Source organism: Streptomyces sp. NBC_00727, from assembly GCF_045161745.1.
Taxonomy (GTDB): Bacteria; Actinomycetota; Actinomycetes; order Streptomycetales; family Streptomycetaceae; genus Streptomyces.
The window spans coordinates 3,782,808-3,796,904 of sequence record NZ_CP108981.1 but is presented as its reverse complement, the minus strand read 5'-3'; the positions used below and the strand labels follow the sequence as shown (position 1 = coordinate 3,796,904).

The window sequence follows — 14,097 nt, the reverse complement described above, 5'->3', positions numbered from 1 at the left end:
TGGAGTGCGGTGTCGGCATATGCCGTGCGCGTGGGACGTGGTGCGGGACATGGCGCTACGGGCGGGGAGGGCGGTTCTTCTCGGCGCCTGGCCGCACCACGACCGCGTTGACCCGCAAGGGCTTCCCGTGGGCGAAATGGAGGGTGAACGACACCACTTCACCGGGCCGCCACGGAGTCCTCGGCCGCACGGTCACGTCGTTCCCGTGCGGGTTCATGGCGAGCCCGGCCCGTGCCGGGACGAGGATGGAGTCGACGGGCTGCCGGTAGGCGCCGTTGGACGACGTCATCCGGTGTCCGCTCAGTCCGGGCGGCTCGGTGGTGTCGGGCGAGGTGACGCGCACGAGCCGGTCGGCGGACCCCCCGTCGTTGGTGAGGGTGAAGAACGCGGCCGTCTCCGGTGTGGAGCCGAACGACTGGTAGACGTACGCCCGCGCGACGCCCACGTGCGGAGGGCTGCCGGCGCGCCCACTCGCCGTCCAGGCACCGAGGCCCCCGAGCGCGAGACCGCAGGCGAGAACGGGAACGCCGGCGGCGGTGAGCGACGTGCGCAGGCGCGAGTCGGGGGTGGGAGGAGTCATCAGAAGGCCGCCCGCGAGGTGGGGCGCCGGCGCGCGGCGGCCGGCGCCGGCTGCCAGCGGCGCAGGCGGAGGCTTCCGAGAACGACGAGGACGGAGCTCAGCGACATCGCGGCGGCGGCGAGCATCGGGTTGAGCAGGCCGACCATGGCGAGCGGAATGGTGACGACGTTGTAGCCGAAGGCCCACAGCAGGTTGCCCCGGATGGTGGTGAGGGTGGCGCGGGCCAGGCGCACGGCGTCCGCCAGGGCCTCGATGTCGTCGCGGACGAGGGTGACGTCGGCGGCGCCGATCGCGACGTCCGTGCCGGTGCCCATGGCGATGCCCAGGTCGGCTTCCGCGAGCGCCGCGGCGTCGTTGATCCCGTCCCCGACGACGGCGACCCGCTTGCCCCGCGCGCGCAGTGAACGGACGAGTTCCGCCTTGCCCTCGGGGGTGCGGCGGGAGTGGATCTCGTCGATGCCGAGCGCGTCGGCCACGGCTCTCGCGGGTTCCTCCCGGTCCCCGGTGGTGAGGACGGGGCGCACGCCGAGTCGGCGCAGCCGGTCCACGGCGTGGTAGCTGCCGGGGCGCACGACGTCGCCGAGCGCGAGGACGGCCTCGGGCTCCCCGTCGACGCGGACCAGGACCGGGGTGTGGGCGGCTTCCAGCGCGGCGGCGAGGGCCGCGTCCAGCTCCGCGGGCAGGTCTCCCCCGGGCGCACCGACCTCCACGCGCTGCCCGTCCACCTGTCCGCGTACACCGTTTCCGGGCAGCGCGGCGAAGTCGCGGAGCGCTGCGGGCCGTACGGCTCCTCCGGGCAGCGTGCGCTCGGCGTGGCGGACGACGGCACGGCCGAGTGGGTGCTCGGAGCCGGTCTCGACGTTGGCCGCGAGCCGCAACGCCTCGTGCGCGCCGATGCCTTCGGGGCGTGCGGTGAGGGCGGCGACGGTGAGATGGCCGGAGGTGAGGGTGCCCGTCTTGTCGAGCACGACGGTGTCGATCCGCCGGAGCGCTTCGAGGGCCTGGGGGCCTTTGATCAGGATGCCGAGCCGGCTGCCCCGGCCGGTGGCCGCCATGAGCGCGGTGGGGGTCGCGAGACCGAGCGCGCAGGGGCAGGCGACCACCAGGACGGATACGCATGCGGTGACGGCGGGCTGCGGGTCCGCACCCGCTCCGAGCCAGAAGCCGAGCACCGTGACCGCGAGAGCGAGCACCACGGGTACGAAGACCCCGGCCACGGTGTCCGCGATCCGCTGGGCACGGGCCTTCCCGGCCTGTGCCTCGGTGACGAGAGCCGTGATGCGGGCGAGTTGGGTGTCCGCGCCGACCGCCGTCGCGCGGACGAGCAGAAGTCCGCCGGCGTTGACCGAGCCTCCCGTGACGGCAGTACCGGGCGAGACCTCCACAGGCCGCGTCTCACCGGTCACGAGGGACAGGTCGACGGCGGACGTGCCGTCCACCACCTCGCCATCGGTCGCGACACGTTCCCCCGGCCTCACGAGGAAGACCTGCCCAGCGACGAGGCGCGTGGCCGGAATGATCCGCTCGGTTTCCCCGTCCCGCACCGTCACCTCCTTAACGCCGAGTCGGGCGAGAGCGCGCAGGGCCGCCGAGGTTCCGCGTCGCGCGCGGGCCTCCAGGTGGCGGCCGACGAGGACGAAGAGCGGGACGCCGACCACCGCTTCGAGGTAGACGTGCGCCACCGCGTCCGACGCCGTCGGCAGCAGCGTGAAGGGCATCCGCATGCCGGGAGCGCCGGCGCCGTCGAGGAAGAGCGCGTACGAGGACCAGCCGAAGGACGCGAGGACGCCGAGCGAAACGAGCGTGTCCATCGTGGCCGTACCGTGCCGCAGCCCGCGCCACGCTCGTTCGTGGAAGGGCCACGCGCTCCAGGCCGCGACGGGGGCGGCGAGGACGAAGCACATCCACTGCCAGTTCCGGAACTGGAGTGACGGCCCCATGGACAGGACGAGGACGGGGAGAGCGAGGAGCGCGGTCACCACGAGCCGTTGCGGGTGACCGGTGCCGTTCTCCTCCGTGGGCCGCTCCCCCGCGGGCGCGGGCGGTCCGGGGAGACGGGCGGTGTACCCCCCTCGTTCGACGGCCGCGATGAGCGTGTCGGTGCCGAGGTCCGCCGGGTGCACGACGCGCGCCGCCCCGGTGGCGAGGTTGACGGTGGCGCGCACGCCTTCCAGGGCGCCGAGCTTCTTCTCCACCCTGCGTACGCAGGCCGCGCACGTCATGCCGCCGACCAGCAGATCCGTCGTCGTGAGGGTGGGCGGGGCGGCTTCCCTGCCCATCAGTGGCCCATCCCGCTCATGCCGCCCATGTCGGGCGAGCCGGGTTCGTCCGGCTGCGTGACTCCGCGCATGTCGGGGGCCACGGGGCCGGCGAGGCGCCCGGCACCGTACGAGACGGCGAACAGCGCGGAGAGCAGAAGCACGAAGCCCCCGAGCAGCGCGTACGGGGCAGGGGACGGGCGCCGTTGCGTGCGGGGCATCACCGAGTGGTCCATGGGGCAGGCTCCGGGCGAGAGTGCGAGTCGTACGCACCAGTGGTCGGCCGCCCCGGGCCGCGAGTTCCCCCGGACCCGGGTGGCGTGCGTCACGTATCAGCCATTCGGCCGACTCCTCACACCATGACGGCGAACATCACCGCCATGCCCAGCGCCATCAGTCCGTGGCAGCCCAGGTCCCAAGCAGCGTGTGCCGCCCCGCCCGACGACGCGTCGCCGGTAGCGCGGGGCACCGTGCGGCCCGTGTCGAAGCCCCTCGCGAGCCAGCCCAGCGCGAGCGCCAGCAGAAGGAGTGCGAGGAGACCCGCGCTCCAGCGGTCGCCGGTGCCGCCGAGTGTCATCGTCGCCAGAGCCCCGGGCGCGGACATGTCCATCCCGGGCATGTCGTGCGCCTGGCCCCCACCCGCCGCCCCCGTGGACATGCCCGAGGACATCGCGGCGGCCATCCACGCCATCGCACCCGTCATCAGGGCATGCGGCAGCGCCTCGGCGAGAGCCCGCCCCCGCGGCCCGGAGCCGCTGGGCAGGGCGAGGGCGGCCACCACGAACCAGACCGCGGCGGCGGAGAAGAAGACAACCTGCGGGGAAGCGGGCAGATCCATACCCCAGGACCAGGCCATCGCGAACATGGCGAGGGCCATCACCGCGTGCAGCCCGTGCGCGAGCCGTGCGCTCCACGCATGGGAACGGGCCGCGAAGGCGCGCCACATGCCGTAGGCGGCGAGTACGCAGAAGAGCAGCGTCAGAATCCAGCGCAGCCCGGTGGCGGCGATCATCGAGCCATCTCCCTCGGCGTCTCGGCTCGTGCTTCCGTGTGTGCGCGCCCGCGTCGGCGCACCTGGGCGACTGCCACGTCCACGAGCAGGAAGCAGACCAGGGGCAGTCCGAACAGCGGCAGGTAGTAGGCGACGACAGCGGTCACGACGACGAGCGGGGCCATCACCCTGCCCGGAACCCGCCGCCAGGCTCCCCGCGCCGGTGGACGCCCGAACCGTGTCCCGTCGCCTCGGGTGGGGCGCCGCAGCCACCACATGCGGTAGCCCCAGAGGAGCATCCCGGTGAGCGCGAGGGCGACGACCGCGAGGGCGATCTGGTTGGCGAGGCCGAAGAGCAGGCCCATGTGGGCGTCGATGCCCCAGCGGGTGAGTTTGGCGAGGACGGGGAAGTCGTCGAAGACCAGCTTGTCCGTGACCTTTCCGGTGGCGGGCTCGATGGCCACCGAGTCCTGCTGCTCCGGCCAGTGCCGCGTGTTCTCCTCGACGACGTACGCGCTCCTGCCGTCCGCGGGCGGGCTGATGACGAGCTTGCCGCGCAGACCTTCGGCACGGGCGATGCGGACGGCTCCGTCGAGATCGACCCGCGTGGCGGAAGTGCCGGGCGCGGACTGCCCCGAGCCCGCCCCGCCCAGGGTCGAGGAGACGGACGGTGTCGCCCCGCCCAGCGAGTCCTGGATCTTGCCGATGTTCACGCCCGCGTGCGCGGACCACGTCAGTCCGGTTGCCGACAGCCCGAGGAAGCCGGCCGACACCCACAAGCCCACGGCCCCGTGCCAGGACAACGTACGCCTGCGCCCCTTCGCGCCCCGGCGCGGTACGAACAGCCGGCGCAGCCGCTCCCGCCCGCGCGGCGCCCCGAGCCACAGGACGAGCCCGCCCAGCACCTCGACCCACAGCCAGCTCGCGGCGATCTCGCTGTAGTTGCGGCCGAACTCGCCGAGGTGCAGCGTGCGATGCAGGCTGTCGAACCACGCCCGTACGGGCAGCCACTCGCCGAACGTACGCAGCGAGCCACGGACCTCCGCCGTGTAGGGATCGACGAACGCGGTCTGTGTGTAGCCCTCGGGCAGTCCCTTCACGTCGAACGTGACGCGCGTGGTGTCCTCGCCCTCCGCTCCCTTGGTGACGGAGACGAGCTGCCCGCCGGGTATCGCCTCGCGGGCCGAGTCCACCTGGGCGGCCAGCGGCCTCGGTTCGCCGTGCGGCGTGACCTTCAGTTCGTGGTGGTAGACGACGGACTCGATCTGCGGCGTCGCCGTGTAGAGCAGTCCGGTCACGGCGGCGACCAGCAGAAACGGGCCGATGAGGACGCCCGCGTAGAAGTGCAGCCGCAGCAGGAGGGGCCGCAGCCCGCTCCACGTGCCGCCGCTGCTCCTCGTCGCGGGCGTGGCGAAGTCCTCGGTGGGGGCGGCCTCCTCGGCCGTACGTTGCCGGAGCGGCGGTGACGCGGCAGGCGTGGTCTCGGTCATCGGCTCTTCCTCATGCGTGGACCGGTGGGGACGGTGACGTGCACGTACAGGAGTCGGAGCGAAAGGTGCGCGAGTTCCCGCCGCCACAGTGAGGCGCGTCACACTGCGGGCGAACAGAGAAATGCCCCAGGTCGCAAAACTTCGACCTGGGGCTGAGATGTAGGCCGTGTGGGACTCGAACCCGCAACCAACGGATCAGAAGTCCTGGCCCACACGAGGTGTCTGGTGCCGGGCCGTGCCGCGTCGTCCCGAACTGCCTGGTCGGACAGGGTGAGCGGTGTCGCAAGGTCCGGTTCGTCCCGGGTCGGGCGAACGGCCGGTGGCTGCGGCGTCCGCGACGACCCGCGCGCAAAGCCGGATGCCCCGGAACACTTCCTGGACGGGTTTCGCAACCCGCCCTGTCCTGCCGGAGCCCGGCAACGAATCGGCTCTGTCAGTACCTCAAGGGTGCCTGCCGCTGCCGAGTCAAGGATGTGTAAAGTAACCGGCGGTGTGCCGGGAAGTCTGGTCGGCGAGTCCTGTCAGAGGTCTGTTCCGATCGGAGTTCCACAGTCATGGTGCTGATTGCGGTTTTCGGTGTCGCGCTGCTTGTCGCGGTGCTGCTGTCGGGGCTCGCCGCCCGCACGGTCCTGTCGACCTCCCTGCTGTTTCTCGTCGGCGGGGCCCTGGTCAGTGACGGGTTCCTGGGGCTGATCCATGTCACTCCGGACAGCGAGATCGTGGCGGTCACAGCTGATCTCGCTCTCTTCGCCGTGCTGTTCACCGACGGTATGCATGTCTCGTTCGCCAAGCTGCGTGCGAACTGGAAGAGCCCGGCGCGTGCCCTGGGGCTGGGAATGCCGCTGGCCTTCGCCGGAATGGCTCTGGCGGCCCATTACCTGGCCGGCCTCGACTGGACGACCTCGTTTCTCGTAGGGGCCGTGCTCGCGCCCACCGACCCGGTCTTCGCCTCGGCCATCGTGAGCCGCCGGGAGGTACCGGCCAGGCTGAGGCAGCTGCTCAACGTGGAGAGCGGGATCAACGATGGTCTCGCCCTGCCGGTCGTGCTGGTCCTCATCGCGGCGGCCGGGCCCACCACCGGGCACGTCGAGGCGGGCCTCGGCAAGATCGCGCTGGAACTGGCGCTGGGTCTGGCTCTCGGCATCGTCCTGCCGTTGGCCGTGAGTGTCCTCGTCAAGTTCCGGCTGCTCGGCGCCGAGCCCAAACTGCAGCCGCTTCTGCCTCTTGCGATCGGCGTGATCCTCTACGCGGCCTGCCACCTCACGCACGCCAACCCCTACCTGGCCGCCTTCTCCGGCGGTGCGGTCCTCGCCGCCCGCCTGCCGCGGTCGAAGAGAGCGTTCGAGCCTCTCGGTGAAGCACTGGCCGAACTCGCCAAGTTCGCCGCTCTGCTGGTGTTCGGTGCGCTGCTGACGCCGCAGCTGTTCGGCGAGTTGTCGTTCGGCGGTTACATCGCCGTCCTCCTCGCGATCTTCCTGATCCGGCCGGCGTCGCTGCTGCTGTCGCTCTACGGCACCCGGTTCGAGGCGAAGGAGAAGCTGGTGGCAGCGTGGTTCGGCCCGAAGGGCTTCGCCTCCGTCGTGTACGGACTTCTGGTACTGCAGGCGGGAATCCCGCAGGGCGAGGAGGCGTACACACTCATCGCCGTCTGCATCGCCTTCTCGATCATTGCCCACAGCAGCACCGACGTCCCCATCGCGCGGCTCTTCGACGTCGAGGACCTGGCCGGCGTCGAAGAGCCCCGGCGGGCGGAGGCGTCAACCGGTCCGTGAAGCGACGGTGGGTCCCGTGGGCAGCTCCATCACCGCCTCGGTCTCGGCGGTTCTTCGACGGACAACACGTCTTCGTATCGCCAGTGGCTTTGTCCCCTGAGGCGTCGAACGCTCAGGCTGAGTCGGGACCGCTGTCGGCTTCGTACGCTCCGGTTGCCCCGCTCAGCTGGGCGGCGAGGCGGAGGGCGGTCTTCTCCCCGGCTCGCTGCCTGATCAACCCCTCTTTGGCAGCTGCACGAAGCCAGACTTCCGAACTGTCTTCATCGGCCTTCAACACTCGCGCGGTGACCACTACGGGATTCAGTCCGCCGGCACCGCCACCGACGACAGCGCGAACCGTTCGGTCCTCGCCGGAGCCGACGGGCACGGTTTCGACCACGCGGCCCGCCTTCCCGAGCACACCGGAGACGTGCTTCACCACGTTGTCGAACGGCAAGGGAACGAGCAGATCGATCTCATGGACGTTCTTTCTCATCAGCCCGGCCATCATCCGGACCAAGCGACCACCACCCCCACCCACCGTGCCGAGAGCAGCGAGCTCGTCGGCCAGGACCTGGTCTTCGCTCTGATACACGGACCCCACCCTCCTCGACAGACCGCTCCCACCAGGCGGCCACATGCTGTTTCACTCACGGCGCCAACCGTTCGGCACGCCCGTCTCCTATGGACACCCTGCTACTCGAACTCGGTCGTGGGCAGGCTTGCCGGTCCCTGCGCGGGCTGGGACGCGACGCCTATCGGGCGGCCCGGTTCGCGCTCCGCCTCGACGGGCAGGCGGCACACCGTGACAAGGAAGGCGACGAGAACAGCGAAGACGCCGGCCGCGCTCGCCGCGCGGCGCATACGGCCCGGTGCGTCCAGGTCACGCCAGGCAACCGGATCGGCCGACTCCAGTGCCCAGGTCTCGCCGACCGGCGCGAAGCCGCTCGGATGATCCGCTGACGGCGCGTTCGTCTCCGGAAGACACGTGCCCTCTGCGCGTTCCCGCGCCGAAGGTTCTCTGGGCGCGGTCCGGCGTATGGCGTCTTCGTTGTCCTGGAGGAACTTGTGCCAGGTCTCGTCGGGATCGCCTGTCATGCCTGTTGCCTCCTCCTGACTCCGTTCCGGCCGCTCGGGGCGCCGGCTTCGAGTGTGCCCGCTTCTACCTGTACGCGGGACTCGATTGCGTAACAGACCGGCATCGCAACTATTAGCCTGTGCAATTTTTGCATACGTTAAAGCTGGGAGGGGTAACTCGTCGAGGCCACAGGGGCCGGTGTGATGTCGGGAGCATCATGATCACTGCAAAGCACTGGGGCGGTCGGGTGCTGCTGTCCTGGCTGCCTGTCGTGGTGATGGTGCTCGTGGCCGTCGTGGATCTCACGGCCGGACCGGGAGTGGGACTCCTCCCCCTCGTCTCACTCGGTCCGGCTTTCGCCGGGCTGATCGGTACGTGGCGCCGCCCCGCCCTCATCGGCACGGCCGCCTTGCTGCTCTGTGCGGGGCTGGGGGTCTACGACGGCCTTTTCGAGACGCGGCGCGGCTGGACGGCGATGGCCTCGGTCGCGGGTGTCACCCTCGCCGCCGTCGCCGCTGCGGTGACGCGCGGGCTGCGCGAAGCGGAGCTTGCCAGTGTGCGTTCCATCGCGGAAGTGGCACAGCGTGTCCTCCTCAGGCCGGTCCCCCGGAGGGCCGGTCCTTGCCTGGTGGCCGTCTCCTACACCTCCGCGCTCGCCGAGGCCAGGATCGGCGGTGACCTGTACGAGGTGGTGGCCTCGCCGTACGGGGTGCGCGTCATCGTCGGTGACGTACAGGGAAAGGGGCTGGCCGCCGTGGAGACAGCGGCTCTGGTACTCGGGGCCTTTCGTGAGGCGGCATACGACGAGCCTGACCTCGTCGCGCTCGCCGGACGGCTGGAGCGCAGTGTCTCCCGGGACATGGGCGAGGAGAGGTTCGTGACCGCCGTCCTCGCCGAGATCCAGGAGGGGGTGGCCGTCCTGCTCAGCTGCGGGCACCCGGCGCCCATGCATGTCGGCTACGACGGATCAGTCGACTTTCCGCAGCCGCCTGTCCATGCCCCGCCACTCGGTCTGGGCCTGCGCGGAGGTGAAGATCCCCAGCCCTACCGGATCGGCTTCGTGCCGGGCGAGCAGCTGCTTTTCTACACCGACGGAGTGAGCGAAGCCCGTAACGCGGAGGGAGCGTTCTACCCGCTCGGGGAAAGGGCCTCCCTGCTCCGGGGCAAGGACATCGACAGCGCGCTCGCAGCCCTGCGGGAGGACATAGTCGGCCACGTCAGGGGCCCGGTGGAGGATGACGCCGCCATGCTCCTTCTGCGGTACCAGCAGCAGTGAATCGCACACGGGACGGAAGTCTGCGGCATCGCGAACAGGAGGGAAGGGTGGAATGGGCAGGGATACGGTGACGGCGCGCACTCCGGACGATGTGGACGAGGTGTCCCGGGCGGTGCTCACGGCCTCGCGCATGCTTGCCTCGATCTCAGCGCGTTCCCTGAGCGACGTCGAGGAGCGGGTGACACTCCCGCAGTTCCGGATGCTCGTGCTGCTCTCGACCCAGGGCCCCAGCAAGCTGGTCGCGCTGGCCGACCTGCTGGGCACGGCCCCTTCGAGCACGATGCGCATGGTGGACCGGCTGATCAGCACCGGTCTGGTCCTACGCGAGACCAATCCGGGCAACCGGCGCGAAACCCTGCTGCGCCTCACCGACGACGGACGGCGGACGGTCCAGGACGTCACCCGCCGCCGCCACCACGAGATCACGGCGATCGTCCAGAAGATGGCGAGCGAGCAGAGGGCGACGCTCGTACAGGCGCTGAACATCTTCAACCAGGCAGGCGGCGAACCGCTCATCGCACAGCTCGACGAAACCCTGAATCCATGACAGCGAGTGCCCACCACAACCGTCACGCGAACGCCACCTCGCGCGGGGCACGCCCCGCTCCGCGCATGCCGACGGGTACGGAACACGCGCCGCCACCCGTCGTAGTGCACCCCCTCCACGATGGCTGCCGCTGCGTCACGATCCGTGGCAGACCGGTGGGCACGGCCTCCTCCCCCGGCGATGTCATGACGTTCCTACGACAGGCCGGAGTCGTCCTGGACGCCGAGGAGCTCCCGACGACACCGCTCGTCGAGTGGCGCGGCGGGGGCCCTGACCGGTGGCAGGAATGAGGGCCGGCGCGTACGCGCCGCTGGAGCGGGGTCCCGAGTCGGCGTGGCGCCCCGTACCCGCGAGCCTTCTGGCACTACAGGTGGGAGGCACCAACTGGGCGGTGCGCCGCGCGCCTCCAGGGCAGGAGGACGTACATGCACGCGATCTGGCACGCCTTGTCCATCACCGGCTCCATGGCCTGGGAGATCGCCTGGGCGCTGATCCTGGGCTTCACCCTGTCCGCCGTGGTTCAGGCCGTGGTCCGCAAGTCCACCGTCGTCTCCCTGCTGGGTGACAACCGTCCCCGGACTCTGGCGACCGCGACCGGACTGGGCATTGCCTCGTCGTCCTGTTCCTACGCCGCCGTGGCCCTGGCGCGCTCCCTGTTCCGCAAGGGCGCGGACTTCACCGCGGCCATGGCCTTCGAGATCGCCTCCACCAACCTGGTGGTCGAACTCGGGGTCATCCTGGCCCTGCTCATGGGCTGGCAGTTCACCGCCGCCGAGTTCACGGGCGGCGCCGTCATGATCATCGCCCTGGCGGTTCTGTTCCGTCTCCTTCTGCGGGACCGGCTGCTGCGCGGAGCCCGCGCGCAGGCCGAGCGCGGGGTGGCCGGCTCCATGGAAGGGCATGCCGCTATGGACATGTCCGTCCGGCGGGAGGGCTCCTTCGCCCGGAGGCTGTTCTCCCGCGAGGGATACACCTCGGTCTCCCACGTGTTCGTGATGGAGTGGGCGGCCATCCTGCGCGACCTCGTGATCGGCCTGGTGATCGCCGGCGCCATCGCGGCCTGGGTGCCGGACTCGTTCTGGCGCTCCTTCTTCTTCGACGGCCACCCGCTCGCTTCCAAGCTCTGGGGACCGCTGATCGGCCCGCTGGTCGCGATCGCCTCGTTCGTGTGCTCGGTCGGCAACGTGCCCCTGGCCGTCGTCCTGTGGAAGGGCGGTATCAGCTTCGGCGGCGTCGTGGCCTTCCTCTTCGCCGACCTGCTGATCCTGCCGATCCTGAACATCTACCGGAAGTACTACGGCGCACGCATGGCCCTGTTCATGCTCGCCACCTTCTACACCGCCATGGTCTTGGCCGGATACGTCGTCGAGTTCGCCTTCGGCGGCCTCGGACTGGTCCCCGACCGGGCCGCCGCGACCGTCCCGGACAGCGGCGTGAGCTGGAACTACACCACCTGGCTCAACATCGTCTTCCTCCTGCTGGCCGCGATCCTGATCGTCCGCTTCGTGCGCACCGGTGGCAAGGACATGCTGCGCATGATGGGCGGATCACCCGACTCGGGCCACGACCACGCAGCGAACCGGTCGCATCTGTAGCTCCGCAGTGATGGTGGACCGCCTTCTCGGTCTCCCTCCTCGAACCCGCCGACCCGAAAATTTGGACTGTGCAAAGATTGCACAGCACAAATCTTTCAGCTGCTCGCCGACGGCTGCGCCCGCGAGCGCCGACGCAGAGGAAGAGAACGAGCCCGATGGTGACCAGTTCCTCCGCTTCCTCCGCTTCCTCCGCTTCCTCCGCTTCCTCCGCTTCCTCCGCTTCCTCCGCTTCCTCCGCGCATACGCGTACGGACCTCCCCACGTCTCGGATACCGCTTCGCCGGACTCTGCGGAGCGCTCCACTGGGTCTGATGGTGCTGGCCGTAGCCGTCGGTGCGGGAGCCGGTGCCGGATCCATCGTGTTCCGTTGGTGCATCGAGACCTTCACGCGCTTCTTCTCCGGTCACACGGACTACGCGTCGGACCCCGGCAGCCCCCATCCCCACATGGCCTGGCTCGGGCCGGGTTTCGTCGTGCTGGCCCCGGTGGTCGGCGGCCTGCTGTACGGACCGCTGGTGAACCGGTTCGCCAAGGAAGCGCGGGGGCACGGCGTGCCCGAGGTCATGGTGGCCGTCGCCCAGCGGGGCGGGCGCATCAGCCCCAAGGTCGCCGTCGTCAAGACACTCGCCTCCGCCCTCACCATCGGCTCGGGGGGATCGGTGGGGCGGGAGGGGCCGATCGTCCAGATCGGTTCCGCTCTCGGCTCCACCCTCGGACGCGTGACGAAGGTGACGGAGGGCCAGATGAAACTGCTGGTCGCCTGCGGCGCGGCCGGCGGCATCGCCGCCACCTTCAACGCCCCCCTGGCCGGTGTGTTCTTCGCCATGGAGCTCATCCTCGGCACATTCAGCGTGGAGGCGTTCGGCGCCACAGTCCTCGCGAGCGTCACCGCCAGTGTGATCGGACGCGCGGCCTTCGGCGACACCGCCTTCCTCGACCTCCCGGCCTTCCACGTCGAACACCTGGCCCAGTACGCACTGTTCGCCCTGCTCGGCATCATCGCGGGTGCGGTAGGTGTCGGCTTCGCCCGCATCCTGTACGCGATCGAGGACGCGTGCGACTGGGCATGGCGCGGGCCGGAGTGGCTGCGCCCGGCGGTGGGCGGCCTGGCTCTCGGGCTGGTCCTTCTCGCCCTGCCCGAGATGTACGGCGTCGGATACCCCGTGCTCCAGCGGGCCACGGAGGGGGGCTACGCCCTCGGCTTCCTGCTGCTTTTGCTGGCCGGGAAGATGGTGGCCACCAGCGTGACGATCGGAATCGGCGGCTCTGGTGGTGTCTTCGCGCCGAGTCTGTTCATCGGCGCCATGCTCGGTGCCGCCTTCGGAGCAGCGGCCGGCGACGTCATGCCCGCGACCGCCGGAGCGGTCGGCGCCTACGCACTCGTCGGCATGGGTGCCGTGTTCGCCGGTTCCTCACGGGCACCGATCACGGCCGTCGTCATCCTGTTCGAACTCACCGGCGAGTACACGATCATTCTGCCGATGATGCTCGCCATCGTGCTCGCCACGGCCACGAGCCGCGTGCTCTCGCACGAGACGATCTACACCCTCAAACTGCTCAGACGGGGCATAGACCTGACCCGTCCCGCGCAGGGGGCACCGATCGGCCGGCAGCGCGTCGCCGACGTCATGGAGGCGCTCCCCCGAACCGTGCCGGCGAACAGCCCGCTGAGCGAGGCGTCAGGACTGCTCAGCCTTTCGGGCCACGGGGCCCTGCCGGTCCTCGACGAGACGGGCGACTACATCGGGGTGGTCACAGCCCGGGCTGCGGCCGAGGCCCTCGCCCAGCAGCCGTCGGACGCCCCGGCCGTCGTACGCCAGATAGTGGAACCGGCACCCCGCGTCACCACGAACGACTCACTCGCCTCCGCGATGAAGAAGCTCGTCGACGTGTCCGGAACCGGGCTACCGGTGCTGGACGACGAAAGCGGCAGACCCCTTGGCTGGCTCAGCCATCAAGGAACACTGCGCGCCTTGCACTCGCCCCTGCCCCACCGCCCTCACATGGACTCGCGAAGCAGTGCGGCTCCCCGAGCCATGCGGGCACGCGCGTACGAGGGCTCGTAGCGGGGTCCGAGGGAGCTGAGGTCGAGAGCCTGCTTGCGGGATGACACCGGTGCACCATGCACGGGGCCGCCTTCTCCGTCGGCGGTACTCGTCCCTCAGGTCACCGGCTGAGGGCTTCAGGCTCGCCGACCACACGTCAGGTTTCGTAGCCGGCCGATCCCTCAAGAGCGGTCTTTCAGTGCCCCTGAAGGCGCACGCCGCTCAGGCAGAGCTGCCCGACACGACGGGGCACCCCAGCCACAACAATCTGGTTGAGGCGCTCCGGTGCAGCTCAGGAGGGGTTCCCCCGCCCTGCTGTTGGTAGGCCGTGTGGGACTCGAACCCACAACCAACGGATTAAAAGTCCGCTGCTCTGACCAATTGAGCTAACGGCCCTCGGAACATCACACCCGAGCATAGCCCGCCCCGGCCGCGCAGCCGATCGGGTATCGGCCGCGCGGCCCCGTCATCGGGGTGGGGGCGGGC

12 protein-coding genes and 1 tRNA gene are annotated in these 14,097 nt (G+C 70.3%); 5 read left to right on the top strand and 8 right to left on the bottom strand.

The annotated features are described in order from the left end of the window. Window positions 1-55 precede the first annotated feature (55 nt). The 5 genes from OG242_RS16950 to OG242_RS16930 form a co-directional block, all read right to left on the bottom strand. Window positions 56-580, bottom strand: a complete 525-nt coding sequence (locus OG242_RS16950) for a copper chaperone PCu(A)C (RefSeq protein ID WP_405898963.1) — start codon at window positions 578-580, stop codon at window positions 56-58. Then, a complete protein-coding gene (locus tag OG242_RS16945) occupies window positions 580-2,859 on the bottom strand; it encodes a heavy metal translocating P-type ATPase (protein WP_405898962.1) in 2,280 nt (759 codons plus the stop codon). Before OG242_RS16945 ends, OG242_RS16950 begins: the two co-directional genes overlap by 1 nt. Beyond that, entirely contained in the window at window positions 2,859-3,074 is a 216-nt protein-coding gene (locus tag OG242_RS16940) for a hypothetical protein (protein ID WP_405898961.1), read from the bottom strand. The genes OG242_RS16945 and OG242_RS16940 overlap by 1 nt, the downstream gene beginning before the upstream one ends. 116 nt (window positions 3,075-3,190) lie before the next feature. After that, window positions 3,191-3,850 (bottom strand): DUF5134 domain-containing protein, encoded by a 660-nt coding sequence (locus tag OG242_RS16935; RefSeq protein WP_405898960.1) that lies wholly within the window; start codon window positions 3,848-3,850, stop codon window positions 3,191-3,193. Beyond that, complete coding sequence (locus tag OG242_RS16930; RefSeq protein ID WP_405898959.1) at window positions 3,847-5,319, bottom strand: PepSY-associated TM helix domain-containing protein; 1,473 nt, start codon at window positions 5,317-5,319, stop codon at window positions 3,847-3,849. Before OG242_RS16930 ends, OG242_RS16935 begins: the two co-directional genes overlap by 4 nt. A 554-nt stretch (window positions 5,320-5,873) precedes the next feature. On the opposite strand from OG242_RS16930, the gene OG242_RS16925 reads away from it, so the two are divergent. Then, entirely contained in the window at window positions 5,874-7,091 is a 1,218-nt protein-coding gene (locus OG242_RS16925) for a cation:proton antiporter (RefSeq protein ID WP_405898958.1), read from the top strand. Between the two features lie 112 nt (window positions 7,092-7,203). On the opposite strand, the gene OG242_RS16920 is transcribed toward OG242_RS16925, so the two are convergent. After that, window positions 7,204-7,665: a hypothetical protein gene (locus tag OG242_RS16920; RefSeq protein ID WP_405898957.1), complete on the bottom strand. Its 462-nt coding sequence runs from the start codon at window positions 7,663-7,665 to the stop codon at window positions 7,204-7,206. A gap of 101 nt (window positions 7,666-7,766) precedes the next feature. Then, window positions 7,767-8,168, bottom strand: coding sequence for a hypothetical protein (locus OG242_RS16915; protein ID WP_405898956.1), 402 nt, complete (start codon window positions 8,166-8,168; stop codon window positions 7,767-7,769). Window positions 8,169-8,365: 197 nt separating this feature from the next. On the opposite strand from OG242_RS16915, the gene OG242_RS16910 reads away from it, so the two are divergent. The 4 genes from OG242_RS16910 (at window position 8,366) to OG242_RS16895 (ending at window position 13,632) form a co-directional block, all read left to right on the top strand. Further along, the gene (locus tag OG242_RS16910; protein ID WP_405898955.1) at window positions 8,366-9,424 is read left to right on the top strand and encodes a PP2C family protein-serine/threonine phosphatase; all 1,059 of its coding nucleotides are present in this window, start codon (window positions 8,366-8,368) and stop codon (window positions 9,422-9,424) included. A gap of 52 nt (window positions 9,425-9,476) precedes the next feature. Next, on the top strand, window positions 9,477-9,971 hold the full coding sequence (locus OG242_RS16905; RefSeq protein ID WP_405898954.1) for a MarR family winged helix-turn-helix transcriptional regulator: 495 nt from the start codon (window positions 9,477-9,479) through the stop codon (window positions 9,969-9,971). A gap of 425 nt (window positions 9,972-10,396) precedes the next feature. Further along, complete coding sequence (locus OG242_RS16900; protein WP_405898953.1) at window positions 10,397-11,566, top strand: permease; 1,170 nt, start codon at window positions 10,397-10,399, stop codon at window positions 11,564-11,566. A gap of 311 nt (window positions 11,567-11,877) precedes the next feature. Beyond that, a complete protein-coding gene (locus OG242_RS16895; protein ID WP_405898952.1) occupies window positions 11,878-13,632 on the top strand; it encodes a chloride channel protein in 1,755 nt (584 codons plus the stop codon). Between the two features lie 298 nt (window positions 13,633-13,930). Here OG242_RS16895 and OG242_RS16890 read toward each other — a convergent pair. Then, window positions 13,931-14,007, bottom strand: a tRNA-Lys gene (locus tag OG242_RS16890). Between the last annotated feature and the right edge of the window lie 90 nt (window positions 14,008-14,097).

Excerpts from the sequence above, each read along its gene's own strand:
- OG242_RS16930 (WP_405898959.1), bottom strand. The coding sequence starts at position 5,319 with ATGACCGAGACCACGCCTGCCGCGTCACCGCCGCTCCGGCAACGTACG.
- OG242_RS16925 (WP_405898958.1), top strand. The coding sequence starts at position 5,874 with ATGGTGCTGATTGCGGTTTTCGGTGTCGCGCTGCTTGTCGCGGTGCTG.
- OG242_RS16900 (WP_405898953.1), top strand. The coding sequence starts at position 10,397 with ATGCACGCGATCTGGCACGCCTTGTCCATCACCGGCTCCATGGCCTGG.
- OG242_RS16950 (WP_405898963.1), bottom strand. The coding sequence starts at position 580 with ATGACTCCTCCCACCCCCGACTCGCGCCTGCGCACGTCGCTCACCGCC.
- OG242_RS16905 (WP_405898954.1), top strand. The coding sequence starts at position 9,477 with ATGGGCAGGGATACGGTGACGGCGCGCACTCCGGACGATGTGGACGAG.
- OG242_RS16940 (WP_405898961.1), bottom strand. The coding sequence starts at position 3,074 with ATGGACCACTCGGTGATGCCCCGCACGCAACGGCGCCCGTCCCCTGCC.
- OG242_RS16935 (WP_405898960.1), bottom strand. The coding sequence starts at position 3,850 with ATGATCGCCGCCACCGGGCTGCGCTGGATTCTGACGCTGCTCTTCTGC.
- OG242_RS16895 (WP_405898952.1), top strand. The coding sequence starts at position 11,878 with ATGGTGCTGGCCGTAGCCGTCGGTGCGGGAGCCGGTGCCGGATCCATC.
- OG242_RS16915 (WP_405898956.1), bottom strand. The coding sequence starts at position 8,168 with ATGACAGGCGATCCCGACGAGACCTGGCACAAGTTCCTCCAGGACAAC.
- OG242_RS16945 (WP_405898962.1), bottom strand. The coding sequence starts at position 2,859 with ATGGGCAGGGAAGCCGCCCCGCCCACCCTCACGACGACGGATCTGCTG.
- OG242_RS16910 (WP_405898955.1), top strand. The coding sequence starts at position 8,366 with ATGATCACTGCAAAGCACTGGGGCGGTCGGGTGCTGCTGTCCTGGCTG.